Source organism: Kluyvera genomosp. 2 (assembly GCF_036759865.1).
Classification (GTDB): domain Bacteria; phylum Pseudomonadota; class Gammaproteobacteria; order Enterobacterales; family Enterobacteriaceae; genus Kluyvera; species Kluyvera ascorbata_B.
Genome location: NZ_JAPKIA010000007.1, coordinates 108347 through 133069, shown reverse-complemented (window position 1 = coordinate 133069; position 24723 = coordinate 108347). Strand labels below are relative to the sequence as shown.

At 55.9% G+C, this 24723-nt stretch carries 24 protein-coding genes; 19 read left to right on the top strand and 5 right to left on the bottom strand.

Annotation, left to right across the window (positions count from 1 at the left end; all coding sequences use genetic code 11):
• The first annotated feature begins 66 nt into the window (after window positions 1-66).
• Window positions 67-1590 (top strand): YdgA family protein, encoded by a 1524-nt coding sequence (locus V6942_RS09430; RefSeq protein WP_106926842.1) that lies wholly within the window; start codon window positions 67-69, stop codon window positions 1588-1590.
• A gap of 50 nt (window positions 1591-1640) precedes the next feature.
• Here the strand turns inward: V6942_RS09430 and V6942_RS09425 are convergent, their stop codons facing one another.
• Window positions 1641-2669: a Mal regulon transcriptional regulator MalI gene (locus tag V6942_RS09425; protein WP_106926840.1), complete on the bottom strand. Its 1029-nt coding sequence runs from the start codon at window positions 2667-2669 to the stop codon at window positions 1641-1643.
• Window positions 2670-2845: 176 nt separating this feature from the next.
• On the opposite strand from V6942_RS09425, the gene malX reads away from it, so the two are divergent.
• Both malX and V6942_RS09415 read left to right on the top strand, forming a co-directional pair.
• Entirely contained in the window at window positions 2846-4438 is a 1593-nt protein-coding gene (gene malX, locus V6942_RS09420; protein ID WP_106926838.1) for a maltose/glucose-specific PTS transporter subunit IIBC, read from the top strand.
• Between the two features lie 66 nt (window positions 4439-4504).
• The gene (locus V6942_RS09415) at window positions 4505-5677 is read left to right on the top strand and encodes a MalY/PatB family protein (protein WP_333501150.1); all 1173 of its coding nucleotides are present in this window, start codon (window positions 4505-4507) and stop codon (window positions 5675-5677) included.
• Between the two features lie 42 nt (window positions 5678-5719).
• On the opposite strand, the gene V6942_RS09410 is transcribed toward V6942_RS09415, so the two are convergent.
• Window positions 5720-6490 (bottom strand): DeoR/GlpR family DNA-binding transcription regulator, encoded by a 771-nt coding sequence (locus V6942_RS09410; protein WP_333501149.1) that lies wholly within the window; start codon window positions 6488-6490, stop codon window positions 5720-5722.
• A 119-nt stretch (window positions 6491-6609) separates the two neighbouring features.
• Here V6942_RS09410 and V6942_RS09405 point away from each other — a divergent pair, with 119 nt between their 5' ends.
• The 3 genes from V6942_RS09405 to add all read left to right on the top strand — a co-directional run bounded on the left by V6942_RS09405 (window position 6610) and on the right by add (window position 9046).
• Window positions 6610-6993: a VOC family protein gene (locus tag V6942_RS09405; RefSeq protein WP_106926834.1), complete on the top strand. Its 384-nt coding sequence runs from the start codon at window positions 6610-6612 to the stop codon at window positions 6991-6993.
• 310 nt (window positions 6994-7303) lie between these two features.
• A complete protein-coding gene (gene cybB, locus V6942_RS09400) occupies window positions 7304-7846 on the top strand; it encodes a cytochrome b561 (protein WP_333501148.1) in 543 nt (180 codons plus the stop codon).
• A gap of 198 nt (window positions 7847-8044) precedes the next feature.
• A complete protein-coding gene (add, locus tag V6942_RS09395; protein WP_106926830.1) occupies window positions 8045-9046 on the top strand; it encodes an adenosine deaminase in 1002 nt (333 codons plus the stop codon).
• A gap of 47 nt (window positions 9047-9093) precedes the next feature.
• Here add and V6942_RS09390 read toward each other — a convergent pair whose 3' ends face one another.
• Window positions 9094-10134: an oxidoreductase gene (locus V6942_RS09390; RefSeq protein ID WP_106926828.1), complete on the bottom strand. Its 1041-nt coding sequence runs from the start codon at window positions 10132-10134 to the stop codon at window positions 9094-9096.
• 237 nt (window positions 10135-10371) lie between these two features.
• Here V6942_RS09390 and blr point away from each other — a divergent pair, with 237 nt between their 5' ends.
• From blr to gstA, 13 genes are all read left to right on the top strand, one after another.
• Window positions 10372-10521 (top strand): division septum protein Blr, encoded by a 150-nt coding sequence (gene blr / locus V6942_RS09385; protein ID WP_182967719.1) that lies wholly within the window; start codon window positions 10372-10374, stop codon window positions 10519-10521.
• A gap of 117 nt (window positions 10522-10638) precedes the next feature.
• Window positions 10639-12009: a GH1 family beta-glucosidase gene (locus V6942_RS09380; protein ID WP_333501147.1), complete on the top strand. Its 1371-nt coding sequence runs from the start codon at window positions 10639-10641 to the stop codon at window positions 12007-12009.
• A 288-nt stretch (window positions 12010-12297) separates the two neighbouring features.
• A complete protein-coding gene (gene ydgT / locus V6942_RS09375; RefSeq protein WP_106926822.1) occupies window positions 12298-12513 on the top strand; it encodes a transcription modulator YdgT in 216 nt (71 codons plus the stop codon).
• Between the two features lie 84 nt (window positions 12514-12597).
• On the top strand, window positions 12598-13038 hold the full coding sequence (locus tag V6942_RS09370; RefSeq protein WP_106926820.1) for a DUF2569 domain-containing protein: 441 nt from the start codon (window positions 12598-12600) through the stop codon (window positions 13036-13038).
• Between the two features lie 77 nt (window positions 13039-13115).
• Window positions 13116-13697, top strand: coding sequence for an electron transport complex subunit RsxA (rsxA, locus tag V6942_RS09365; RefSeq protein ID WP_064545680.1), 582 nt, complete (start codon window positions 13116-13118; stop codon window positions 13695-13697).
• A complete protein-coding gene (gene rsxB / locus V6942_RS09360) occupies window positions 13697-14272 on the top strand; it encodes an electron transport complex subunit RsxB (RefSeq protein ID WP_333501146.1) in 576 nt (191 codons plus the stop codon). Before rsxA ends, rsxB begins: the two co-directional genes overlap by 1 nt.
• Window positions 14265-16511 carry an electron transport complex subunit RsxC gene (gene rsxC / locus V6942_RS09355; protein ID WP_333501145.1) on the top strand — a complete coding sequence of 749 codons (2247 nt, stop codon included), beginning with the start codon at window positions 14265-14267 and terminating at the stop codon, window positions 16509-16511. Before rsxB ends, rsxC begins: the two co-directional genes overlap by 8 nt.
• On the top strand, window positions 16512-17564 hold the full coding sequence (rsxD, locus tag V6942_RS09350) for an electron transport complex subunit RsxD (protein ID WP_333501144.1): 1053 nt from the start codon (window positions 16512-16514) through the stop codon (window positions 17562-17564). It abuts the gene before it with no gap.
• An 8-nt stretch (window positions 17565-17572) separates the two neighbouring features.
• On the top strand, window positions 17573-18193 hold the full coding sequence (rsxG, locus tag V6942_RS09345) for an electron transport complex subunit RsxG (RefSeq protein ID WP_106926811.1): 621 nt from the start codon (window positions 17573-17575) through the stop codon (window positions 18191-18193).
• 3 nt (window positions 18194-18196) lie between these two features.
• Window positions 18197-18892, top strand: a complete 696-nt coding sequence (locus V6942_RS09340) for an electron transport complex subunit E (RefSeq protein WP_182967713.1) — start codon at window positions 18197-18199, stop codon at window positions 18890-18892.
• Window positions 18892-19527 (top strand): endonuclease III, encoded by a 636-nt coding sequence (gene nth / locus V6942_RS09335; protein WP_106926807.1) that lies wholly within the window; start codon window positions 18892-18894, stop codon window positions 19525-19527. The genes V6942_RS09340 and nth overlap by 1 nt, the downstream gene beginning before the upstream one ends.
• 594 nt (window positions 19528-20121) lie before the next feature.
• On the top strand, window positions 20122-21627 hold the full coding sequence (gene dtpA, locus V6942_RS09330) for a dipeptide/tripeptide permease DtpA (protein WP_106926804.1): 1506 nt from the start codon (window positions 20122-20124) through the stop codon (window positions 21625-21627).
• 146 nt (window positions 21628-21773) lie between these two features.
• The gene (gene gstA, locus V6942_RS09325) at window positions 21774-22379 is read left to right on the top strand and encodes a glutathione transferase GstA (RefSeq protein ID WP_106926802.1); all 606 of its coding nucleotides are present in this window, start codon (window positions 21774-21776) and stop codon (window positions 22377-22379) included.
• Window positions 22380-22439: 60 nt separating this feature from the next.
• On the opposite strand, the gene pdxY is transcribed toward gstA, so the two are convergent.
• A complete protein-coding gene (pdxY, locus tag V6942_RS09320) occupies window positions 22440-23300 on the bottom strand; it encodes a pyridoxal kinase PdxY (RefSeq protein ID WP_333501143.1) in 861 nt (286 codons plus the stop codon).
• Between the two features lie 64 nt (window positions 23301-23364).
• On the bottom strand, window positions 23365-24639 hold the full coding sequence (tyrS, locus tag V6942_RS09315; protein ID WP_106926798.1) for a tyrosine--tRNA ligase: 1275 nt from the start codon (window positions 24637-24639) through the stop codon (window positions 23365-23367).
• Window positions 24640-24723: the final 84 nt, after the last annotated feature.

Sequence of the window (24723 nt, the reverse complement as noted above, 5' to 3'; positions counted from 1 at the left end):
TTCGCATAGCCTTATGACTTAACCAGGCGGCCTATTCGCCTGGTTTCATTTTTACGGACAAATACGATGAAAAAAACGCGGGTTGCTGTAGGCATCATTGTTGCTTTGGGGGTTATCTGGACGGGCGGAGCCTGGTACACGGGTAAACAGCTGGAATCACGCATCGCCGAAATGGTCTCACAGGCGAACGCCCAGTTGAAGCTGACCGCGCCGGAAGCGGGCCTTGAACTGAGCTACCAGGACTATCAGCGCGGCGTGTTCAGCAGTCAGCTGAAAATGGTGGTCAAGCCGCTGACGGGGGCCGAAAATTCATGGCTGAAACCGGGCCAGAGCGTACTGCTCGATGAAACCGTCAGCCACGGCCCCTTCCCGCTGGCATCGTTAAAATCCTTCAATCTGGCGCCAGCCATGGCGTCGGTTAACACCGTACTGGTCAACAACGATGTCACCAAACCGCTATTCGATATCGCCAAAGGGCAATCGCCGTTCGATATCAATACCCGTATTAGCTACGGCGGTGATACCGAGTCGGCTATTACCCTCAAGCCACTGGATTACGAGAAAGACACCGATAAAGTGACCTTCAGCGGCGGCGAATTCGTTCTCTCCGCCGACAGCCAGGGTAGCCTGGTGTCGCTGACCGGCGAAGCGAAGAGCGGCCAGGTTAACGCGGTCAACGAATACGATCAGAAGGTGCAGTTTACCTTTAACAACCTGAAAACCGACGGTTCGAGCAAACTGACCTCGTTTGATGAACGCATCGGCGATCAGACGCTGAGCGTCGAACGTCTGGCGATGAGCGTGGAAGGTAAAGATCTCGCCGAGCTCAACGGTATGCGCATTGCCGGTAAGTCTGAACTGACCGCCGACGGCAAAAAAATCAACAGCCAGCTCGACTACTCGCTTAACAGCCTGAAGCTGCAAAACAAAGACTTCGGCAGCGGACAGCTCACCCTGAAGGTCGACGGCATTGACGGTGTCGCCATGCATCAGTTCAGCCAGCAGTATCAGGCGCAGACCCAGGCGCTAATGGCGCAGCCGGACCTGGCAAAAAACCCGGAGCTGTATCAGCAAAAAGCGGTAGATGCACTGTTCAGCTCGCTGCCAATCCTGCTGAAAGGTGACCCAGTAGTGACACTGTCACCGCTGAGCTGGAAAAATGCCAAAGGGGAAAGTTCGCTGAACCTGTCGCTGGCGCTGAAAGACCCGGCGCAGGCTACCGGCGAAGCGCAGACGCTGTCACAACAGGTCGATCGCGGCGTGAAATCGCTGGACGCGAAGCTGAATATCCCAACGGACATGGCTGTCGAACTGATGACCCAGGTGGCGCAGCTGGAAGGCTATCAGCAGGAAGAAGCCGCTAAGCTGGCCAAACAGCAAATTCAGGGGCTGGCCGCGATGGGGCAAATGTTCCGTCTGACCACCACCCAGGATGACGCCATCAGCAGCAGCCTGCAGTATGCCTCAGGCCAGGTCACCCTGAACGGGCAGAAAATGCCGTTGGATGATTTTGTCGGTATGTTCGGGATCCCGACGCTGGCCGACCCGGAAGAACCGGCGGACGCGCCGGCAGAGACGCCGGCACAGTAAGCCGCAGATAAGCCTACGGCCCCCGCGAAAAGCCCCGAATTGGGGCTTTTTTATTTTCTCACCACCAGCCGTGGCGGCATAATCAGATTTCGCGCCTCGCCCTGGCCGGTTTCAATGCGCTGCAAAATGCGCTCCGCCACGCTTTTGCCCATGTCACGGGCAGGCGTCGTTACCCAGGTTAAGGGCACATCGTCAAGCGCCTGCTCCGGCACCTCAGCAAACGCCGCCAGCGTGACCCGCTGCTCATAATAACTTTCAACGCTGTCTTCGCCGCTCTGCTTACCGGCGCGCATCAGGCCGAACCACGCGCCTACCGCAATCACGCTGTTGTAACACAGCACCGCGGTGATGGTCGGGTTGTGGCGCAGCAGGCCGGTAATCGCTTCCGCCGCCTGTTTCTGGCTGGACTCGCACTCCAGCACCCAATCGCTATGGAACGGCAGGCCGTACTTGATGAGCGTTGCGCAGTAGCCGCCCACCCGCTCCGCGCGGGTCAGCGATGAACTTTGCCCGCCCAGCCAGGCAATACGCTGATGGCCGCGCCGAATCAGATGCTCGGTCACCAGTTGGGCCGCCTGCATGTTATCCGGGCGAATAATGTCGACCTCGTCGAGATAGCTGGCGCGGGAGGCAAACACCAGCGGCGTCTCGGTTTCAGCGGCTTTGGCCCGCAGTTCTGCGGCCCGGTCGACCGAACCGGCAATCACCACGCCGTCGACGCCCTGCGATACCAGCGCTTCAAAACGCTGGAGCATTTGCTCGCCGCAGTTGCCCCCCTGGGTCAAAAAGACCATTTTCCCCTGCGACTCGAGGGCGGCGGTTAACCCCGCCGTCAGTTCCGCATAAAACGGTGATGACAGATCGCCGACAATCAGACCAATCACGCCGGTTTGCCCGCCGCGCAGCGACACCGCCTGGCGGTTACGCACGAAGCCCAACTGGTCAATCGCCTGATAAACCCGTTCCCCCGTGGCCGACGAGATACGCCCCTTGCCGCTCAGGACCAGCGAAACGGTGCTGACGGAAACGCCTGCCGCCAGCGCAACATCGTTAATGGTGACTTTCTTTGCAATCGCCATAGCGCCTGCGCGACTCCTTTTGCTTATCCGATAAAACGTTTTATCTCTAGGTGTACTTTATAAACTGTATTATCCATTGCTTTTGTGATTTGTTTCTCACTAAAAATTGATAAAACGTTTTATCTTCCTTTACCGAAATTACCAGAAACCTTTTTTCAGGATTAAGGAGTCGTTTCATGACGGCGAAAACCGCACCAAAAGTCACCCTCTGGGAGTTCTTCCAGCAGCTTGGCAAAACCTTTATGCTGCCGGTCGCGCTGCTCTCCTTCTGTGGGATTATGCTCGGTATCGGCAGCTCATTAAGCAGCCATGACGTCATCACGCTACTGCCATGGCTCGATACCCCGTTCCTGCAAGCAGTCTTTATCTGGATGAGCAAAGTTGGCTCATTCGCGTTCAGCTTCCTGCCAGTGATGTTCTGTATTGCCATCCCGCTGGGTCTGGCGCGTGACAATAAAGGCGTTGCGGCCTTTGCCGGTTTCGTCGGCTACGCGGTCATGAACCTGGCGGTAAACTTCTGGCTGACGGCCAAAGGCATTCTGCCAACCACCGACGCCGCCATTCTGAAAGCCAATAACATCCAGAACATTATCGGTATTCAGTCCATCGACACCGGTATTCTCGGCGCGGTGATCTGCGGGATCATCGTCTGGATGCTGCACGAACGTTTCCACACCATCCGCCTGCCGGATGCGCTGGCGTTTTTCGGCGGTACCCGCTTCGTGCCGATTATTACTACCGTGGTCCTGGGCCTGGTCGGTCTGGTGATCCCGCTGGTGTGGCCGATTTTCGCCATGGGCATTAACGCGCTGGGTCACGTGATCAACAGCGCGGGCGATTTTGGTCCGATGATTTTTGGTACCGGTGAACGTCTGCTGCTGCCGTTCGGCCTGCACCATATTCTGGTGGCGCTGATCCGCTTTACCGAAGCCGGCGGAACCATGGACGTCTGCGGTCACAGCGTCAGCGGCGCGCTGACGATTTTCCAGGCCCAGTTGAGCTGCCCAACAACCCACGGCTTCTCCGAAAGCGCTACCCGCTTCCTGTCGCAGGGTAAAATGCCGGCCTTCCTCGGCGGCCTGCCCGGCGCTGCGCTGGCGATGTACCACTGCGCTCGCCCGGAAAACCGTCATAAAATTAAAGGCCTGCTGATTTCTGGCGTCATTGCCTGTGTCGTCGGCGGCACCACGGAACCGCTGGAATTCCTGTTCCTGTTCGTGGCACCGGTACTGTACGTCATTCACGCGCTGTTGACCGGCCTGGGCTTCACCATGATGGCGATTCTTGGCGTCACCATCGGTAACACCGACGGCAACATTATTGACTTCGTGGTGTTCGGTATTCTGCACGGTCTGTCTACCAAGTGGTATCTGGTACCGGTAGTGGCAGCGGTCTGGTTCGCCGTGTACTACGCCATTTTCCGCTTCGCTATCGTGCGCTTTAACATTAAAACGCCGGGCCGTGATATCGACAACGCACCGGCCGCAGAGCACGTTACCAGCGGCGCAACCGGCAAATCCGGCTACAACGTTCCGGCAATCCTGTCCGCACTGGGCGGCGCAGAGAACATTGTTTCGCTCGATAACTGCATCACCCGTCTGCGTCTGTCGGTCAGCGATATGGACAAAGTCAACGTCGATGCGCTCAAGGCCAACCGGGCGATTGGGGTGGTTAAGCTCAACCAGCACAATCTCCAGGTTGTCATCGGCCCGCAGGTTCAGTCGGTGAAAGATGAAATGTCGGTATTGATGCATTCCGTACAGGCGTAAACCACTTTGCCCCCGCCCGCCGCGGGGGCACAATAGCTCACCTCTTTTCTTCGTGAGGACCCTCACATGTTTGACTTCTCAACGGTGATTGACCGACATGGCACCTGGTGCACCCAGTGGGACTATGTTGCCGACCGCTTCGGCGACGCTGACCTGCTGCCGTTCACCATCTCGGATATGGATTTTGCCACCGCCCCCTGCATTCTCGACGCGCTCAGCAAGCGTTTATCTCACGGCGTATTTGGCTACAGCCGCTGGAAGAACGACGAGTTTTTACCGGCTATTGCCCACTGGTATGCCCACCGCTTTCACAGCACCATCGACACCAACAGCATCGTCTACGGGCCATCGGTGATTTACATGGTCGCCGAGATGATTCGTCAGTGGTCAGCCCCCGGCGACGGCATTGTGGTTCACACGCCGGCCTACGATGCCTTCTTTAAAACGATTGAAAGCAATCAGCGCGAAGTGGTAGGCGTTCCGCTTCATCAACGCGACGGCCAGTGGTTCTGCGATATGAACGTGCTGGAGGCCGCGCTATCGCAGCCGCAAAACCGCATCCTGCTGTTGTGCAGCCCGCAAAACCCAACCGGTAAAGTCTGGACCCGTGAAGAACTGCAAACGATGGCGGCGCTGTGCGCAAAACACAACGTTCGGGTGATCAGCGATGAAATTCACATGGACATGACGTGGGACGGTCATCGCCATATCCCGTGGTGCGACATCGCGCAAGGGCCGTGGGCGCTGTTCACCTCCGGCTCCAAAAGCTTCAATATTCCGGCTTTTACCGGCGCATACGGGCTGATCGACGACGAAGGCGCACGCAATGATTATCTCAACGCATTAAAAAGCCGTGACGGCCTCTCCTCGCCGTCCGTTCCCGCACTGGTCGCGCATATTGCCGCCTATCGGCACGGCGAACCGTGGCTGGACGCGTTGCGTGATTATTTGCAGGGCAATATGCGCTATATCCAGCAAACGCTTAACGCAGCGTTTCCGGCGCTACAGTGGCAAGCTCCGCAGGCAACTTATCTGGCATGGATTGATTTACGCCCGCTCAATATTGACGATCGTGCGCTGCAGGATGTGCTGATCAAACAGCAAAAAGTGGCGATAATGCCCGGCTACACCTACGGTAATGAAGGCAACGGCTTCATTCGCCTCAACGCGGGGTGCCCGCGCGTGAAGCTTGAGCAAGGCGTGGAACGCCTGATTGCCGCTATCCGCACTCTGCGCTAATCCCATCGCGCAACGTCGCCCGGCGTTGCGTATTTTCTCGCGCTACACACCGTGCAGCAGAATCTCGTAGGGCGCAAAAGCCTCGGCATATTGCTGACGTACGCTTTCCTCGACCACCAGCACGTCTATTTGCCGACAGCTGGCGACCACGTAGCGCGCGACGGCGGGAATTTTATCGGCCGTCAATCCAACAATAATTTCGCTACATTGCGGGATAACCGCTTTCTTGAATGCGCAGTCTGCATAGTCGAATCCGGTCAGCCCCGACTCCGGAGCCATGGCACAGCCGCCAATAAACCCCTGATCGAAAAGAATGTCGTTGACCTGCGCCAGCGCCGCGGCCCCTACGCTGCCACCGCTGCTGCGCTGGATCCCGCCGCCTAACATGATCACCTCACAGCGCGGCTTTTTAAGCAGCGCGCAGGCGATTTCCGGCGAATTGGTCACTGCCGTCAGAACCAACGTGTCGTCAATCGCCTCAGCCAGCGCCAGATTGGTGGTACCGGAATCAATAAACACGCAGCTATTGGGTTTGATAAGTTGTGCACATTTATGCGCGATGATGCTCTTTACATCCGCCTTTTGTGTTTTTCGTTCAATAAAGCTACCGGTATCAGGCAGCGTCGCGACAGCGCCGCCGTAAACCTTCTTACACACGCCTTCCTTACTCAGTTCATGTAAATCACGGCGAATAGTGTGTTCAGACACCCCCAACTGCACGGCCAGTTCAGCACAAACAACCCGGCCTTGCTGCCCGAGCGCCTGGCGAATCAAGGCTTGTCGTTGATCCGGAAAAGCTGCATAATCGAGCATGAAATTACCTTTAATCATTAAACCGAGCAATAATAAGCATAATCGTGCATTGCAACAGTGGCTGTCAACCCGCCCTGACTTTCGCCGTTGCGTACGTTAAAACCTTCTGGAGATCGGACATGAAAATTGCACACGTTGCGCTTTGGACGCAGGCGCTGGAAGCACAGGCGCGTTTTTGGGTGACGTTTTTTGACGGGAAAATCAACGAGAAGTACCGCAGCAAAACGAACCCGGGGTTCGAGTCATACTTTGTGACCGTCAATGAATCCATTGCCATCGAGTTGATGAGCAAACCCGGGCTACAGATTGCGCAGCCCGATAACAACACCACCGGATGGGTACATCTGGCGATTTCGGTCGGCAGCAAGGAGGCCGTTGATGCGCTGGCGGCGCGCGCAGCGGAGCTGCATATTCTGGTCTCCCCCCCACGTACCACCGGCGACGGATATTATGAAGCGGTGATTAAAGATCCGGACGGTAATCTTATCGAGATCGTCGCCTGATACCGTGGGATGTTCGCCAGCGCGCGATGATTGATACGTAAAAAATCTGCATAGTGAGATGCAGAGATTAAAATGCCGGTCGGAAAACGGTAGATGGATTGCCGTCATTGTTTTCAGGGGACGGAAGGCGAAAAATATCTGACGAGATAACGGTTACCCCCCCCACATGACGCAGACGGTCGTATGGCGGCTTATACTTGTTTATATTTTAAGTACCCCGTTTTTGCGGCCAGACTTTCTTTATCAAAGTTAAGGTGTGCTTAAGGTTGTTTATTGATAATCAATCATCACATATTAAAAGGACATCACCGTGAAAAGAACCTTCGCCAAAAGCCAGATCCTGATGCACTGGCTCGTCCTGATCCTGATTATCATCGCCTATGCCGCCATGGAGCTGAAAGGCTTTACCCCTAAAGGCAGCCCAGCCCGCGCAACAATAGCGTTAATCCACTACACGGCGGGGCTGAGCGTTTTGTTGTTGATGCTGGTCAGAGTGGTGTTAAAAATCACCCACCGCGACCCTGAAATTACCCCCACGCCGCCGCGCTGGCAGATTGCGGCCTCAAAGTCCGTGCACGGGTTGCTCTATTTAATGTTTCTCGCCTTGCCGTTGCTGGGAATGGCCTCGTTGTATTTCGGCCAGGTGGCATGGTCCTTTTTGGGTATCGCCCTACCGGTTGCCGCAGTCCCGAATCAAGATATTCAGCACAATTTAAAAGAGTGGCATGAATTAATTGCCAACGCGGGTTATTTTTTAATTGGTCTGCACGCGCTGGCGGCATTATTCCACCATTACATCATGCGTGATAATACGCTGCTGAGAATGCTGCCCATATTAAGTCACAAAAAATAACGGCAAACCGGGTTAGACACGACGGTCAACGGGCTGGAATCTGCGGCCCGTTGACCTGAAAGCCGCAAAATACACACTGCTAAAAATTCATCGTCGTACAGCCAAATCCCTGTATCCTCGAAATTTTTTCAATACTTTTAATCAGTTATCTTCCTATGGTATAATGATTTGCACTTTAACTAAAACTCGAGTGCTGTCATGATTGATACCAACCTGCCCCTAACTGACGTTCACCGCCATCTCGACGGAAACATTCGCGCCCAAACCATTCTTGATCTCGGCCGCCAGTACAATCTGACGCTGCCTGCGTCTACGCTCGACGCGCTGCTGCCGCACGTTCAGGTCACCAGCAATGAACCCGATCTGGTGAGTTTCCTCAGCAAGCTCGATTGGGGCGTGAAGGTTCTGGCATCATTAGACGCCTGCCGCCGCGTCGCGTACGAGAACGTAGAAGACGCCGCGCGTAATGGCCTGCACTACGTTGAGCTACGTTTTTCCCCGCGTTATATGGCAATGAACCACGGTTTGCCGGTTGACGGTGTGGTTGAAGCGGTGATTGCCGGGGTGAAAGAAGGCTGTCGCGCGTTTAACGTTGATGCGCGCCTGATTGGCATTATGAGTCGCACCTTTGGCGAAGCCGCCTGTGAAGAAGAGCTGAACGCCCTGCTGGCGCACCGCGACGGTATTACCGCCCTCGATCTGGCCGGCGATGAGCTCGGTTTCCCGGGGCATCTGTTCCTGGAACACTTCAGCCGCGCACGCGATGCAGGCTGGCATATTACCGTGCACGCGGGCGAAGCTGCCGGCCCGGAAAGCATCTGGCAGGCGATTCGCGATTTAGGCGCCGAGCGTATCGGTCATGGCGTAAAAGCGGTTCAGGATCCGGCGCTGATGGATTTCCTTGCGGAAAAAGGTATCGGCATCGAATCCTGTCTGACCTCCAATATCCAGACCAGCACCGTACCGTCGTTGGCGCAGCATCCGCTGAAAACGTTCCTCGAGCATGGCGTGCTGGCCAGTCTGAATACGGACGACCCGGCGGTACAGGGCATTGATATCCAGCACGAATACCGCGTGGCGGCACCGGCGGCAGGCCTCACGGCTGCACAAATCCGTCAGGCGCAGATTAACGGGCTGGAGATGGCGTTCCTCTCTGCGGCAGAAAAGCAGGCGCTGATCGCCCGCGTCCAGCGCGGATAACCTGCTCCCCGGCAGCCGCCGCTGCCGGGGTCTTTATTACCGTTTCGTTAGACCAGCGCCAGCGCCGCGCGATGTTTCGCCGATTCGATACCCAGCTCAATCAGCTCCATAATCTGAATCGCCTGGCCCGCCGGTACCGGGTTTTCGCCGATTCCGTTAAGCGCATCACGAATGCCCGCGTAGTATGCCGGATAGTTACCCGGCAGCGTCAGCCAGTTCTCTTCTACCCGCGTTTCCCCGTCAACCGTCGTCAGGATACCGTCTCGCATATCATAGCCCCAGTCGGCCTGCGGCAGACGTTCGCCGCTTTTCAGCCTATCTTCCTGCGGATCGAGGCCAAACTTCACATAACTGGCCTGCGAGCCATGTACGATGTAGCGCGCCGTTTCCGCCGCCGCCAGCAGCGTGCCGTGCAGCACCACGCGACGCTGCGGCCAGGTCAATACGGCATGAAAGTAGTCGGTGGCCTGCGCACCCGGGCGCAGCTGACCGAGATCGACATACAGGCTGTGCGGCAGGCCAAACAGATTGACCGCCTGATCCAGCAGATGAGGGCCCAAATCGTACCAGATACCGCTACCGAGCCCGGCCTGCTCGCGCCAGCGCGCGCGCACCTGCGGACGATAGCGGTCAAAGTGCGACTCAAAGTAAGTGACGTCACCGAGCTTACCTTCATTGATCAGCGCTTTCACCGTCAGAAAATCGCTGTCCCAGCGGCGGTTATGAAATACCGACAGCAGCTTGCCCTGCTGCTTTGCCAGCGCATCCAGCTCGCGAGCCTGTGACAGTGTCACTGTGAAGGGTTTGTCGACCACGACGTTTTTCCCTGCCTCCAGCGCCGCTTTCGCCAACGGATAGTGCGTATCGTTAGGCGTAGGAATCACGACCAGATCAATGCTGGGGTCGTGGAACAGCGCCTGAGGATCGGAGACCACGCTGACCGTAGGCCAATCTGCGTGAACCTTACCGGCATCGCTGCTTGAGACAGCCGCCAGCGTCATTCCCGGCGTGCCGCAGATGAGCGGCGCATGAAACGTTTTACTGGCATAGCCATAGCCCACGAGTCCAACGCGGATTGAGTCACTCATATTTGCAGCCTCACTGGTGAAGTTTAAGGGGGTATTTTTATTTTGTAATCGATTTCTTATTTGACCTCATCTGGCGATAATGCACAACACTTTAATAACATTATGGCTTGCCTTCCCGAGAATCGATTAAAAAAACAACGCCCGTGGAATCGATCCCGCTGAAAACTTGCGTTGTGGCATGAGCGCGCTAATATCCTGGTCTGGCGTTACTTCTCAATGGATTGTTAAATAAATTTCATGAATTCTGTATTGTCTCGTATTGTTGAATTAATTGGTTGGGTTGTTCTCGGTTTTTCCGTTCTGCTGTTGTTTATTGCGCACCATATCGACGATTACAAGTCACCGGAGCCCGCCGCTACCGCCGCCGTCTCGCTGCAGAAAAAATAAGCCCATCGTGGGAAAAAAGTGATTCGGATCGCATAGATGCAACCGGTTTCTGAAACCGGTTGCAGATAATATTCACTCACTTTACACTCGCCTTATCACACAGATAAGGAGTGTTGTATGTCCGCTTTTCCCCAACATTTTCTCTGGGGTGCTGCTACGGCGGCGTACCAGGTGGAAGGTGCGTATAATGAAGACGGCAAAGGTCCGTCGATCTGGGATGTGTTTTCCCACCAGCCGGGAACGACCTATCAGGGTACCAACGGCGATATCGCCGTCGATCACTACCACCGCGTTAAAGAAGACGTAAAGCTCATGGCCGAAATGGGGCTTCAGAGCTACCGTTTTTCCATTTCATGGCCTCGCCTGCTGCCTGAAGGGCGCGGCACCATCAACGAAGCCGGAGTGAAGTTCTACAGCGATCTGATAGACGACCTGCTGGCCCACGGTATTGAGCCAATGATTACGCTCTACCACTGGGATCTGCCGCAGGCGTTGCAGGACGAGGGCGGCTGGGAAGCACGCTCCACCGCTGAGGCGTTCGAAGAGTACGCGCGGCTGTGCTATTCCCGCTTTGGTACGCGGGTGCAAAAATGGGCCACCTTTAATGAAACCATCGTTTTTATCGGGCATGGTTATATTACCGGCAGCCATCCGCCGTCCGTGCGCAATCCGGCGCGCGCTATTCAGGCCTGTCATCACGTATTTATTGCCCATGCCATGGCCGTGAAAGCGTTCCGCGGTATGCAAATTAACGGCGAAATCGGCTTCGTTAACGTGCTGCAGCCCCACTCTCCGCTGACTCAAAGCGCAGAAGACATGGCTGCCAGCGAGTTAGCCGACGCGATTCACACCCACTGGTTCTACGACCCGGTATTAAAGGGCTGCTATCCTGCCGAACTGCTGGCACAGTCCCAGGCCCTTTGGGGAGTACCGCGCTTCGCGCCGGGCGATGATGACCTGCTGCGCAATAACCGCTGCGATTTTATCGGCCTGAACTATTACCGCCGCGAAACCGTCTCTTCACAGCCACCAGCAGAAAAAGTCAGCGGTGAACAGGGCGTCGAGGGGCTTTTCTATTTCGTGCGCAATCCACAGAGCGTCTATACCGAATGGGGCTGGGAAATCTGGCCACAGGGGCTGACCGACGGCATTATGATGATCAAGGCGCGCTACGGCGATATTCCGATGTATATCACCGAAAACGGCCTGGGCGCGGTTGACCCGATTATCGACGGAGAAGTGGTCGACGATCCTCGCATCGACTTCCTGCGCGTACATATTGATGCGCTGGAAACCGCCATTGAACAAGGCGCCGACGTGCGCGGGTATTATCCATGGTCGTTTATCGATTTGCTGAGCTGGCTGAACGGTTATAAAAAGCAGTATGGCTTTGTCTATGTCGACCACCAGCAGAACCTGGCGCGTAAGCGTAAGAAAAGCTTCTTCTGGTACAAAGATGTGATCGCCAGCCGCGGCGAACAGCGGTAACCTCAACCTTCTCTCTACAGGGCGTCAATCGGCGCCCTGATTGCATAAAAACGCATTAATTCTGGCGCGAAATCAATAAGCACATTTTCTGTTATTGTAATTCATTCCTATTAGCCAAATAATTAAGAATATCCTATAGAGGGTGAGCCGGATGCGCGAAACCCTCGCCAAAAATGGATGTCGATTAACAACATTGGCTATCAATGCCGCATTAACCGTCGCGTATTCTGCCCGTCTCCGGCGGAAATGACGTGCGGTGTGCCTTAACATTATAATGGATGCCCTCAAATGACCGTTCTGGATTATTTATTAAAGTTCCGCAAAGTCAGTTCGCTGGACAATCTTGAAAAACTTTATGACCACCTTAACTATTCCCTCACCAGTAACGAAGAATTGATCAATATGTATCGCGCCGCCGATCATCGTCGCGCGGAGCTGGTTTCCGGTGGTCGTTTGTACGATGTGGGCCAAGTGCCAAAGAACGTTTGGCGATTCGTGCAATAATAGTTTTTTCCTCAGCGCCAGTTGCTTATACTCCTCGACCTGTATTTTTCCATGCAACACTGGCGCTGATTTTCGGGAGACACAATGTCGGATAATTCTGCAGAACGTATTGGCGGATGGTTACTTGGCCCGCTGGCCTGGCTGCTCGTGCAGTTGTTGAGCATCACCATCACCTTGGCTAAATTTGGTTACGTCCTGCTGACGCCGCACACTCTGGCATTGGTAAAAGAAATGGGCGGCAGTAACATGCTGCTTTTAGCCGCGTCGTTCCTGTCGTTTATTGCCATGTGGTATTACACGCTGTGGCTGACCATTGCCTTCTTCAAACGCCGCCGCAACGTTCCTAAACACTACATTATCTGGCTGATGGTTGGCGTACTGCTGGCAGTTAAAGCGTTCGCGTTTTCGCCGATCTCTGACGACCTGGCCGTGCGCCAGCTTCTGCTTCCGCTGTTAGCGGCGGCGCTAATCGTGCCCTACTTCAAACGTTCCCAGCGGGTAAAGCGTACGTTTACGCGTGCGTAATAACCCCACTGTTACCCTGTTGTCGCCCGACGCGCTTTGTCAGATAATAGGTGGCTTTTTTTGTTACAGGTCGAATGATGACTGACTATTTATTGCTCTTTATCGGTACAGTTCTGGTAAATAACTTCGTCCTGGTGAAGTTCCTTGGGCTGTGCCCGTTTATGGGCGTTTCCAAAAAACTGGAAACCGCAATGGGAATGGGGCTGGCGACAACCTTCGTCATGACGCTCGCCTCGATCTGCGCCTGGCTTATCGATACCTGGATTCTTATTCCGCTGGATTTAGTCTACCTGCGCACGCTGGCCTTTATTCTGGTCATCGCCGTGGTTGTCCAGTTCACCGAGATGGTCGTGCGGAAAACCAGCCCCGCGCTGTATCGCCTGCTGGGAATTTTCCTGCCGCTTATCACGACCAACTGCGCCGTGTTGGGCGTGGCGCTGTTGAATATCAACCTTGGCCACAACTTCCTGCAATCCGCGCTGTACGGTTTCTCCGCCGCCGTCGGTTTTTCGCTGGTGATGGTGCTGTTCGCATCGATTCGCGAACGTCTGGTGGTGTCCGACGTGCCGGCCCCGTTCCGCGGCAACGCCATTGCACTGATTACCGCAGGTTTAATGTCGTTGGCCTTTATGGGCTTTAGTGGGTTGGTGAAGTTGTAATGATAACCTTCTGGATTGCTGTCGCTGCGATCAGCCTGCTCGGGCTGATTTTTGGCGTCATTCTCGGGTACGCCTCGCGCCGTTTTGCCGTTGAAGACGACCCGGTCGTAGAAAAAATTGATGAACTGCTGCCGCAAAGCCAATGTGGGCAATGCGGTTATCCCGGCTGCCGCCCGTACGCCGAAGCGGTCAGTAACGGTGAAAAAATCAACTGCTGCGCCCCGGGAGGCGAAGCCGTTATGCTGAAAATCGCTGCCCTGCTGAACGTAGACCCACAGCCGATTGACGGCGACGATGCGGCCCCCGAGCCGGCCCGCATGCTGGCAGTGATTGATGAAGATAACTGCATCGGCTGCACCAAATGCATCCAGGCCTGCCCGGTTGACGCCATTATTGGCGCCACCCGCGCCATGCATACGGTCGTGAGCGATCTGTGTACCGGCTGTAATCTGTGCGTGGCACCGTGCCCGACGCAGTGTATTACGCTGCGCCCGGTAGAGACGACCACCGAAAGCTGGAAATGGGACCTGCAAACGATCCCGGTACGAATTATTCCTGTGGAACACCATGCTTAAGCTATTCTCCGCCTTCAGAAAAGACAAAATCTGGGATTTCGACGGTGGCATTCACCCGCCCGAAATGAAAACGCAGTCTAACGGTACGCCGCTGCGTCAGATTCCGCTCGCCCAGCGTTTTGTGATTCCTCTGAAGCAGCACATTGGCGCCGAAGGTGAACTGTGCGTGCAGCCCGGCGATCGCGTGCTGCGCGGCCAGTCGCTTACCCGCGGCTGGGGCCGTATGCTCCCCGTACACGCGCCGACCTCCGGGACGGTGGTGGCCATTGAGCCGCACGCCACCGCCCATCCGTCCGCCCTGCCGGAAATGAGCGTCATCATTGATGCCGATGGTGAGGACCGCTGGATCGCCCGCGATGGCTGGAACGACTACAAAAACCGCAGCCGCGAAGCGTTGATTGAGCGTATTCATCAGTTTGGCGTCGCCGGCTTAGGCGGCGCGGGTTTCCCGACGGGTAACAAGCTGCGCGGCGGCGGTGACAAAATTGATACACTGATCATTAACGCCGCAGAATGCGAACCGTATATCACCGCAGACGATCGCCTGATGCAGGACTGCGCGGCGCAGATTGTTGAAGGTATTCAGATCCTGGCGCACATCCTGCAGCCGCAGCAGGTGCTGATTGGCATTGAGGACAATAAACCGCAGGCCATTTCGATGATGCGTGCGGTGCTGGCAGGCTGCCACGGTATCAGCCTGCGCGTCATCCCGACGAAATATCCGTCCGGCGGTGCGAAGCAGCTGACGCAGATTCTGACCGGTAAACAGGTGCCCCACGGTGGCCGCTCGTCGGATATTGGCGTACTGATGCAGAACGTGGGTACGGCCTACGCGGTCAAGCGTGCCGTTATTGACGGCGAGCCGTTGACCGAACGCGTCGTCACCCTGACCGGTGAATCGATCAGCATGCCAGGCAACGTGTGGGCGCGTCTCGGCACGCCGGTGAAACATTTGCTTAGCCACGCGGGTTTCTGCCCCGTCAGCGATCAAATGGTGATTATGGGCGGCCCGCTGATGGGCTTTACCCTACCCTGGCTCGATGTGCCGGTGGTCAAAATCACCAACTGCCTGCTAGCGCCATCCCCGTCTGAAATGGGTGAACCGGAAGAAGAAAAGGGCTGCATTCGCTGTAGCGCCTGTGCCGACGCCTGCCCGGCCGACCTGCTGCCACAACAGCTTTACTGGTTCAGTAAAGGTCAACAGCACGATAAAGCAACGGCGCACAATCTGTCGGATTGTATCGAGTGCGGCGCCTGCGCCTGGGTGTGCCCAAGCAGCATTCCACTGGTGCAGTATTTCCGTCAGGAAAAAGCAGAAATTCACGCGATTCGCCAGGAAGAGCAGCGCGCTGCGGAAGCGAAAGCCCGTTTCGAAGCCCGCCAGCAGCGTCTCGAACGAGAGAAAATTGCTCGTGAAGAGCGTCATAAGAAAGCCGCCGTTCAGCCTGCCGCTAAAGATCAGGATGCTATCCACGCAGCCCTGGCGCGCGTGCGGGAAAAACAACAGCAGGCAACGCAGCCGATTATCATTCAGTCCGGTGCGCTACCGGACAACAGCGCCGTAGCCGCCGCGCGTGAAGCGCGTAAAGCACAGGCGCGCGCTGCCCAGGCGGAAAAACGCCTGAATGCGAGTGAAGCGTCAGATCCACGCAAGGCCGCCGTTGAGGCTGCTATTGCACGCGCGAAAGCACGTAAAGCGCAGGACCCGCTGCCGGAAGCAGCATCGGCCGAAAGCGTCAACGACGCCGTCGACCCGCGCAAAGCCGCGGTTGAAGCCGCGATAGCCCGGGCCAAAGCGCGCAAAGCCGCCCAGCAGCCGGAAGCAGCGCCTGTTAAAACCGCCAGCGACGCCGTCGACCCGCGTAAAGCCGCGGTTGAAGCCGCGATTGCCCGAGCCAAAGCGCGCAAAGCCACCCAGCAGCCGGAAGCAGCGCCTGCCGAAACCGTCAGCGACACCGTCGACCCGCGTAAAGCCGCGGTTGAAGCGGCGATTGCCCGAGCCAAAGCGCGCAAAGCCACCCAGCAGCCGGAAGCGGCGCCTGCTGAAACCGTCAGCGACGCCGTCGACCCGCGCAAAGCCGCGGTTGAAGCCGCGATTGCCCGGGCCAAAGCGCGCAAAGCCGCACAACAGGACGTCAGCGAAGCTGCCGCCAATGACGACCCACGCAAAGCCGCCGTTGCCGCTGCTATTGCCCGTGTTCAAGCCCGGAAAGCCGCTCAGGCCGTTAACGAGGATTAAATGGTTTTCAAGATCGCGAGTTCCCCTTATACCCATAACCATCGCCAGACCTCTCGTATCATGATGCTGGTGATCGTCGCCGCACTGCCCGGCATTCTGGTGCAGAGCTGGTTTTTTGGTTGGGGAACCTTTATACAGCTCATCCTCGCTATCGTTGCTGCCTGCCTCGCCGAAGCGCTGGTACTGCGTCTGCGTAGGCAGAATATCGCCCGGACGCTAGCCGATAACTCGGCGTTGCTAACCGGCCTGCTGCTGGCCATCAGTATTCCCCCCTTCGCCCCGTGGTGGATGGTGGTGCTGGGGACCGTCTTTGCAGTGAGCATCGCCAAGCAGCTGTACGGCGGGCTGGGTCAGAATCCGTTTAACCCGGCAATGATTGGCTACGTGGTGTTGCTGATCTCTTTCCCCGTACAGATGACATCCTGGCTGCCACCGCACGAGATTGCCGCCGTGACGCCGGGGTTTATGGATGCGCTGCAGGTGATTTTCACTGGCCATACGACGGCGGGTCAGGATATGAACGCGCTGAAGCTGGGCATTGACGGTATCAGTCAGGCCACGCCGCTCGACACCTTCAAAACCTCACTTCATGCCGGTCAGCCGGTCGAAACCGTTCTCAACGCCGCCATTTATCACGGTGCGCTGGCCGGTATTGGCTGGCAATGGGTGAATGTCGCTTATCTGGTCGGCGGCCTGTTCCTGCTCTGGCAGAAAGCGATTCGCTGGCATATTCCGGTCAGTTTCCTGGTCAGTCTGGCCTTCTGTTCAACGCTCGGGTGGCTGCTGCATCCGGAAAGCGTCGCCTCGCCGCAGATGCATCTGCTGTCAGGGGCAACCATGCTCGGTGCCTTCTTTATTCTGACTGATCCGGTAACGGCATCCACCACCAACCGCGGGCGCCTGATCTTTGGCGCGCTGGCGGGCCTGCTGGTATGGCTGATTCGCAGCTTCGGCGGCTACCCTGACGGCGTGGCCTTTGCCGTGCTGCTGGCCAATATCACCGTGCCGCTGATCGACTACTACACGCGCCCGCGCGTTTACGGACACCGCTGAGGATTGAGATGTTAAAAACCATGCGCAAACACGGTGTGACGCTGGCGCTGTTCGCGGCGGGCTCAACCGGGCTTACGGCGGCCATCAACCAGTTGACGAAGCACACCATTGACGATCAGGCTGAAAAGCAGCAAAACGCGCTGTTCCAGCAGGTGATCCCCGCCGACAGCTATAATAATTCACTGCTGAAAAGCTGCTTTGTGGTGAACGCTCCCGAGCTGGGTAAAGGTACGCACAAAGTTTACATCGCTCGCCTGGACGATAAACCGGTTGCCGCCGTGCTGGAAGCCACCGCGCCGGACGGTTACTCCGGGGCAATCCAGCTGTTGGTTGGTGCCGATTTTAACGGTACCGTTCTTGGGACCCGGGTAACCGAGCACCATGAAACACCCGGCCTCGGTGATAAAATCGAGCTACGCCTCTCCAACTGGATAACCTTCTTTGCTGGCAAAAAAATCGCGGGTGCAGATGACGGTCAGTGGGCGGTGAAAAAGGACGGCGGCCAGTTCGACCAGTTTACCGGCGCGACGATTACCCCACGCGCGGTGGTCAACGCAGTTAAACGCGCAGGGCTGTATGCTGAAACCCTACCGAATCAACTTTCACAACTGCAAGCCTGCGGAGAGTAAATCATGAGCGAGGTTAAAGAAGTTATCGTCCAGGGGCTCTGGAAGAACAACTCCGCATTGGTTCAGCTTTTAGGCATGTGTCCGCTGCTGGCGGTCACCTCAACCGCCACAAATGCGCTGGGTCTGGGTCTGGCGACCACGCTGGTGCTCACCCTGACCAACCTGGCTATCTCCAGCCTGCGTCGCTGGACGCCGGCGGAGATTCGTATTCCTATTTACGTCATGATCATTGCCTCAGTGGTCAGCGCCGTACAGATGCTGATTAACGCCTATGCGTTTGGCCTTTATCAGTCTCTGGGGATCTTTATTCCACTGATTGTGACCAACTGCATTGTCGTTGGCCGCGCCGAAGCCTTTGCGGCGAAGAAGGGCCCGGCGCTGTCGGCGCTCGATGGTTTCGCAATCGGCATGGGAGCTACCTGCACCATGTTTGTGCTGGGTTCTCTGCGCGAGCTGCTCGGCAACGGTACCTTGTTCGACGGGGCCGATGGTCTGCTCGGCGGCTGGGCAAAAGCACTGCGCATTGAAGTTTTCCATACCGACACCCCTTTCCTGCTGGCTATGCTGCCGCCGGGCGCGTTTATCGGCCTGGGCATGCTGCTGGCAATCAAATACCTGATTGATGAACGGACGAAACAACGACGCGCGCAGGCCGCTACGGCGGACGGCGCGAGCGTTGAAACGGCAGAGAAAGCCTGATGAACAAAGCCAAACGCCTGGAGATTTTGAGCCGCCTGCGGGACAACAACCCGCATCCGACCACTGAACTGAATTTTACCTCACCGTTTGAACTGCTGATTGCGGTTCTGCTGTCGGCACAGGCGACCGACGTCAGCGTCAACAAAGCCACGGCCAAGCTCTACCCGGTGGCCAACACACCGCAGGCAATGCTGGATCTCGGCGTTGACGGCGTGAAGCAATACATCAAAACCATCGGTCTGTTTAACAGCAAGGCAGAAAACGTCATCAAGACCTGTCGTATGCTGCTGGCGCTGCACGACGGTCAGGTACCGGAAGATCGTGCTGCGCTGGAAGCGCTGCCGGGCGTGGGTCGAAAAACGGCCAACGTGGTCCTCAACACCGCGTTTGGCTGGCCGACAATCGCCGTCGACACGCATATTTTCCGCGTCTGCAATCGGACAAACTTCGCACCGGGTAAAAACGTCGAACAGGTTGAAGAGAAGCTGTTAAAGGTTGTCCCTGCCGAGTTCAAGGTTGACTGTCACCACTGGCTGATTCTGCATGGCCGCTACACCTGTATCGCCCGCAAGCCACGCTGCGGCTCCTGCATCATCGAAGATCTCTGTGAATACAAAGAGAAAACCGACCCGTAGCGCATTTTTGCGGCGTGGCAAGTCGATGGCACGCCGCCACCCTCTCGCGCCAACCGCAATTAACACCATATATTTATTCAGTATTTGGCATTTATATCGCTTATATAACGATTTTGCAGATTAAATACGTCATCGCTAGCGAAAATTTCTATACAAACGCTGACATGAACAGCTATGCAACATAATGTTGCATTTATGTTTCTTTACGTACAATCTGCCGTCATCATCACAATGCAACATTTGCAGCCAACAAAACGATCATCCAGCTTTTTTTCAGAATCCAGCCTATATCACTACTTCTAAGCGCGATCAGCAGAAGATATCGTTATATCCCACAGTTTTCCGCCCAATCCCAGAAGAAAAAACCATCTATTTTTAAACCGTGAAATTTAACGCTAAATAACATTTGCAAAGATGGTCGTTTGTGCCAGTCTTTTTATTTGTAACAGAGTATTGCAAAACCCTTGTTTGCAGGCGCAGGATAGTGAACATTACTTCCCGTTTCCCTCCAGAATAACTATAAGGCGGGTGCCAAAAAGAGCATCTCCGCCCAGTACACCCCCCATTAAGATGGGATGTAAATAAGAGGTATATGTGTCTACTGCAAACAATAAACCAACGGAAAGCGTTAGCTTAAACGCCTTCAAACAGCCTAAAGCGTTCTATCTCATTTTCTCCATCGAGTTATGGGAGCGTTTCGGCTTCTACGGCCTGCAAGGCATTATGGCCGTTTATCTGGTGAAACAGCTGGGTATGTCTGAAGCAGACTCCATTACGCTGTTCTCCTCCTTCAGTGCTCTGGTCTACGGTCTAGTTGCCATCGGCGGCTGGCTGGGCGACAAAGTACTGGGCACCAAGCGCGTTATTATGCTGGGGGCCGTGGTCCTCGCTATCGGCTACGCTTTAGTGGCGTGGTCAGGGCACGACGCCGGTATCGTCTATATGGGTATGGCGGCTATCGCTGTGGGTAACGGCCTGTTCAAAGCCAACCCGTCCTCTCTGCTGTCTACCTGCTATGCCAAAGACGACCCGCGTCTGGACGGTGCATTCACCATGTACTACATGTCCGTCAACATCGGTTCGTTCTTCTCTATGCTGGCAACCCCGTGGCTGGCGGCCAAATACGGCTGGAGCACCGCATTCGCACTGAGCGTTGTGGGTATGCTGATCACCGTAGTGAACTTCGCCTTCTGCCAGCGCTGGGTGAAACAGTACGGTTCTAAACCTGACTTCGAGCCGGTTAACTTCCGTAACCTGCTGCTGACCATCGTAGGCGTGGTTATTCTGGTTGCCGTTGCCACCTGGCTGCTGCACAACCAGGGCATCGCACGTATGGTTCTGGGCGTGATCGCGCTGGGCATCGTGATTATCTTTGGTAAAGAAACTTTCGCGATGTCCGGTGCGCCGCGTCGTAAAATGATTGTGGCCTTTATCCTGATGCTCGAAGCCATCATCTTCTTCGTGCTGTACAGCCAGATGCCGACGTCGCTGAACTTCTTCGCGATTCGTAACGTTGAGCACACCATTCTGGGCATCGCGTTCGAGCCGGAACAGTATCAGGCGCTGAACCCGTTCTGGATTATTATCGGTAGCCCGATTCTGGCCGCTATCTATAACAAAATGGGTGATACCCTGCCGATGCCAACCAAGTTTGCCATAGGTATGGTGTTGTGTTCCGGTGCGTTCCTGATTCTGCCGCTGGGGGCAAAATTCGCCTCTGACGCTGGTATCGTCTCCGTGAACTGGCTGATCATCAGCTACGGCCTGCAGAGCATCGGTGAACTGATGATCTCCGGTCTGGGCCTCGCGATGGTGGCACAGCTGGTACCGCAACGTCTGATGGGCTTCATCATGGGTAGCTGGTTCCTGACCACTGCCGGCGCAAACATCATTGGCGGCTATGTCGCTGGCATGATGGCAGTACCGGAAAATGTGACCGATCCGCTGATGTCGCTGGAAGTATACGGCCGCGTGTTCCTGCAGATTGGCGTCGCGACTGCCGTGATTGCCGTACTGATGCTGCTGACCGCACCTAAGCTGAACCGCATGACTCAGGACGACTCAAAAGCAACTGCTGAAGGTAAAGTCGCTTCCGCCTAACGTCATCGGGAAACGAATAATTTTGGGCCGCTAACTGCTGTTAGCGGCTTTTTTTTTCTTACCGCAAGCACTAACATACCTTCATATCTATTGGTGCCCTTCTGCCAGTAGAGAACAAAAATAATCATAGTCTGAAGGAGTTACCCATGAAATTGTTCTATAAACCCGGCGCCTGTTCCCTCGCATCGCATATCACGCTTCGGGAGAGCGGAAAGGACTTTACGCTGATTGGCGTCGATCTGATGCACAAACGTATGGAAAACGGTGACGATTTCCTGGCGGTCAACCCGAAAGGCCAGGTTCCGGCGCTGCTGCTGGACGATAACACTCTGCTGACCGAAGGCGTGGCGATCATGCAGTACCTCGCCGATAGCGTAGCCGACCGCCAGCTGCTGGCACCGGTTGGCACCATCAACCGCTACAAAACGCTGGAGTGGATGAACTTCATCGCTACCGAGCTGCACAAAGGCTTTACTCCGCTGTTCCGTCCAGACACTCCGGAAGACTACAAACCAACGGTACGTGCGCTGCTGGATAAAAAACTGGCCTACATCGATGAGTCGCTGGCTGGCGCACAGTGGATCAGCGGCGCTCGCTTCACGATTGCCGATGCCTACCTGTTTACCGTGCTGCGCTGGGCGTTTGCTGTGAAGATGGATATGGCGGGATACAAAAATATTGCCGACTATATGGCGCGCGTTGCAGCGCGTCCGGCAGTCGCGGCGGCACTGGCCGCAGAAGGTCTGAAGTAATATCCCACGCCGGCTCGATAAGAGAGCCGGCGCTTTTACGCCGCAATCCGGCGCTGCCGACTACAGCTGAGTGGCGCTAAAGTGGCAGGTTGGTTTAGCAATACCATCCTGCGCGGCAACAACCTGCAGTTCGTACTCGCCCATCTCTTTCGTTGTAACCATGATTTCGTACACCGCTGCGGTGACATGCTCCAGCGCATCCTGCAGCGAAGCCCCCTGTAGCAGTTTGACCAGCAGCAGCCCGCTGGTCACATCACCAACACCCACCGGGTGGCGTGTGCCAAAATCAATCAGCGGACGGCTGATGTGCCAGGCTTCATCAGCGGTGACCAGCAGCATTTCGAAACGGTCCGCGCTGTAGCCCGCACGCGCCAGATGTTTCACCAGCACAATTTGCGGCCCCAGGGAGATAAGCTCGCGAGCCGCCTGCACGGCGCCGTTAACGTCCTGCACATCATGACCGCAAAGGATCTCCAGCTCAATCAGGTTCGGGGCGATGATGTCGCTTGCCGGCAGCGCATAACGCTTGTGGAATTCCGCCACGCCCGGCGCAACGATACACCCTTTTTCCGGATGCCCCATCACCGGATCGCAAAAGTATTTTGCCTGCGGATTGGCCGCTTTCACCTGACGTACGACGCCAAGAATATGTTCACCCTGCTCTGCGGACCCGAGATAGCCGCTCAGCACGGCGTCACAGCGTTTCAACTGATCGATAGCCGCAATACCCTGCACTATCTCCGTAAGGTGCGCAGGCGGCATCACGCAGCCCGTCCATTGGCCATACTGCGTATGGTTGGAGAACTGCACCGTATTTAGCGGCCAGACGTTCGCGCCAAGACGGCGCATAGGAAATTCGGCGGCGCTGTTGCCCGCATGCCCGAAAACAACGTGGGATTGAATGGCGAGAATGTTGTTCATTAGTTCTACTCAGACGACAAAAAAGAAGGGGGCGTAGTTTCCCACGCCCCCCTGTTTCTAAAGATTACTTCCAGCAGATCAAACAGTAATTTTTCTTACCGCGGCGTAACAACGTGTAGCGCCCGAACAGAATATCGCTGTCTTTGAAGAAGTATTCCGGGTCAGCCTGTTTTTCACCGTTGATGGTGACCGCGTTTGACGCGATGGTTTTGCGCGCCTGCCCACGAGACGGCTGCAGTTCGGAATCGACCAGCGCCTGCATCAGGTCTGCGCCTTTATCCATCTCAACCATCGGCACGCCGTCCTGAGCCAACTGCTCAAAGTCAGCTTCGCTCAGCGCGCTCAGGGAGCCGCTGAACAGGCTGTCGGTGATGCGCTTCGCCGCCACCAGCCCTTCTTCGCCGTGCACCAGACGGGTGACCTGTTCGGCCAGTACGTACTGCGCGCGCGGTGCTTTGCCGCTGTTTTTGTCTTCTTCTTCCAGCGCATTGATCTCTTCAATGTCCATGAAGGTGAAGAACTTCAGGAAGCGGTATACGTCGGCATCCGCGGTGTTAATCCAGAACTGGTAGAATTTGTACGGGCTGGTTTTCTTCGGATCCAGCCATACCGCGCCACCTTCAGTTTTACCAAATTTGGTGCCGTCCGCTTTGGTAATCAGCGGAACGGTCAGACCGAACACCTGGTTCTGGTGCAGGCGACGAGTCAGGTCGATACCGGAGGTGATGTTACCCCACTGGTCAGAGCCGCCGATCTGCAGCGCAACGCCGTGCAGTTTGTTCAGGCAGGCAAAGTCATAGCCCTGCAGCAGGTTGTAGGAGAACTCGGTAAAGGAAATCCCCTGATCGTCACGGTTCAGACGCTGTTTCACCGCTTCTTTGTTAATCATCTGGTTAACAGAGAAGTGTTTGCCGATATCGCGCAGGAAGGTCAGCACGTTCATGCTGCCGAACCAGTCGTAGTTGTTCGCTGCAATGGCGGAGTTATCGCCGCAGTCAAAGTCCAGGAACGGCGCAACCTGCTTACGGATTTTGGCCACCCAATCCTGAACGGTATCTTCGGTGTTCAGCTTACGTTCAGCGGCTTTAAAGCTCGGGTCGCCAATCAGACCGGTCGCGCCGCCAACCAACGCCACAGGCTTATGGCCTGCCTGCTGGAAGCGTTTCAGGCATAACAATGGAACAAGATGCCCCAAATGCAAGCTGTCAGCGGTAGGATCGAAGCCGCAATAGAGCGCGATCGGGCCTTGCGCCAGTCGCTCTGCTAACGCTACCTCGTCCGTTACCTGGGCAACTAGCCCCCGCTCTTGCAGTTGTTTAATCAAGTTACTGCTTGCCATCAAATTCTCCATCTCTTTACGACTGCACCTTTGCCGGTACACGACTTTTCGCCAGACGCGAAAGCTCTATAGAATAAAGCGCTG

Bases quoted from the DNA above. Each gene is read 5' to 3' on its own strand.
- V6942_RS09430 (WP_106926842.1), top strand. From the start codon at position 67: ATGAAAAAAACGCGGGTTGCTGTAGGCATCATTGTTGCTTTGGGGGTT.
- V6942_RS09425 (WP_106926840.1), bottom strand. From the start codon at position 2,669: ATGGCGATTGCAAAGAAAGTCACCATTAACGATGTTGCGCTGGCGGCA.
- malX (WP_106926838.1), top strand. From the start codon at position 2,846: ATGACGGCGAAAACCGCACCAAAAGTCACCCTCTGGGAGTTCTTCCAG.
- V6942_RS09415 (WP_333501150.1), top strand. From the start codon at position 4,505: ATGTTTGACTTCTCAACGGTGATTGACCGACATGGCACCTGGTGCACC.
- V6942_RS09410 (WP_333501149.1), bottom strand. From the start codon at position 6,490: ATGCTCGATTATGCAGCTTTTCCGGATCAACGACAAGCCTTGATTCGC.
- V6942_RS09405 (WP_106926834.1), top strand. From the start codon at position 6,610: ATGAAAATTGCACACGTTGCGCTTTGGACGCAGGCGCTGGAAGCACAG.
- add (WP_106926830.1), top strand. From the start codon at position 8,045: ATGATTGATACCAACCTGCCCCTAACTGACGTTCACCGCCATCTCGAC.
- V6942_RS09390 (WP_106926828.1), bottom strand. From the start codon at position 10,134: ATGAGTGACTCAATCCGCGTTGGACTCGTGGGCTATGGCTATGCCAGT.
- blr (WP_182967719.1), top strand. From the start codon at position 10,372: ATGAATTCTGTATTGTCTCGTATTGTTGAATTAATTGGTTGGGTTGTT.
- V6942_RS09380 (WP_333501147.1), top strand. From the start codon at position 10,639: ATGTCCGCTTTTCCCCAACATTTTCTCTGGGGTGCTGCTACGGCGGCG.
- ydgT (WP_106926822.1), top strand. From the start codon at position 12,298: ATGACCGTTCTGGATTATTTATTAAAGTTCCGCAAAGTCAGTTCGCTG.
- V6942_RS09370 (WP_106926820.1), top strand. From the start codon at position 12,598: ATGTCGGATAATTCTGCAGAACGTATTGGCGGATGGTTACTTGGCCCG.
- rsxA (WP_064545680.1), top strand. From the start codon at position 13,116: ATGACTGACTATTTATTGCTCTTTATCGGTACAGTTCTGGTAAATAAC.
- rsxB (WP_333501146.1), top strand. From the start codon at position 13,697: ATGATAACCTTCTGGATTGCTGTCGCTGCGATCAGCCTGCTCGGGCTG.
- rsxC (WP_333501145.1), top strand. From the start codon at position 14,265: ATGCTTAAGCTATTCTCCGCCTTCAGAAAAGACAAAATCTGGGATTTC.
- rsxD (WP_333501144.1), top strand. From the start codon at position 16,512: ATGGTTTTCAAGATCGCGAGTTCCCCTTATACCCATAACCATCGCCAG.
- rsxG (WP_106926811.1), top strand. From the start codon at position 17,573: ATGTTAAAAACCATGCGCAAACACGGTGTGACGCTGGCGCTGTTCGCG.
- V6942_RS09340 (WP_182967713.1), top strand. From the start codon at position 18,197: ATGAGCGAGGTTAAAGAAGTTATCGTCCAGGGGCTCTGGAAGAACAAC.
- nth (WP_106926807.1), top strand. From the start codon at position 18,892: ATGAACAAAGCCAAACGCCTGGAGATTTTGAGCCGCCTGCGGGACAAC.
- gstA (WP_106926802.1), top strand. From the start codon at position 21,774: ATGAAATTGTTCTATAAACCCGGCGCCTGTTCCCTCGCATCGCATATC.
- pdxY (WP_333501143.1), bottom strand. From the start codon at position 23,300: ATGAACAACATTCTCGCCATTCAATCCCACGTTGTTTTCGGGCATGCG.
- tyrS (WP_106926798.1), bottom strand. From the start codon at position 24,639: ATGGCAAGCAGTAACTTGATTAAACAACTGCAAGAGCGGGGGCTAGTT.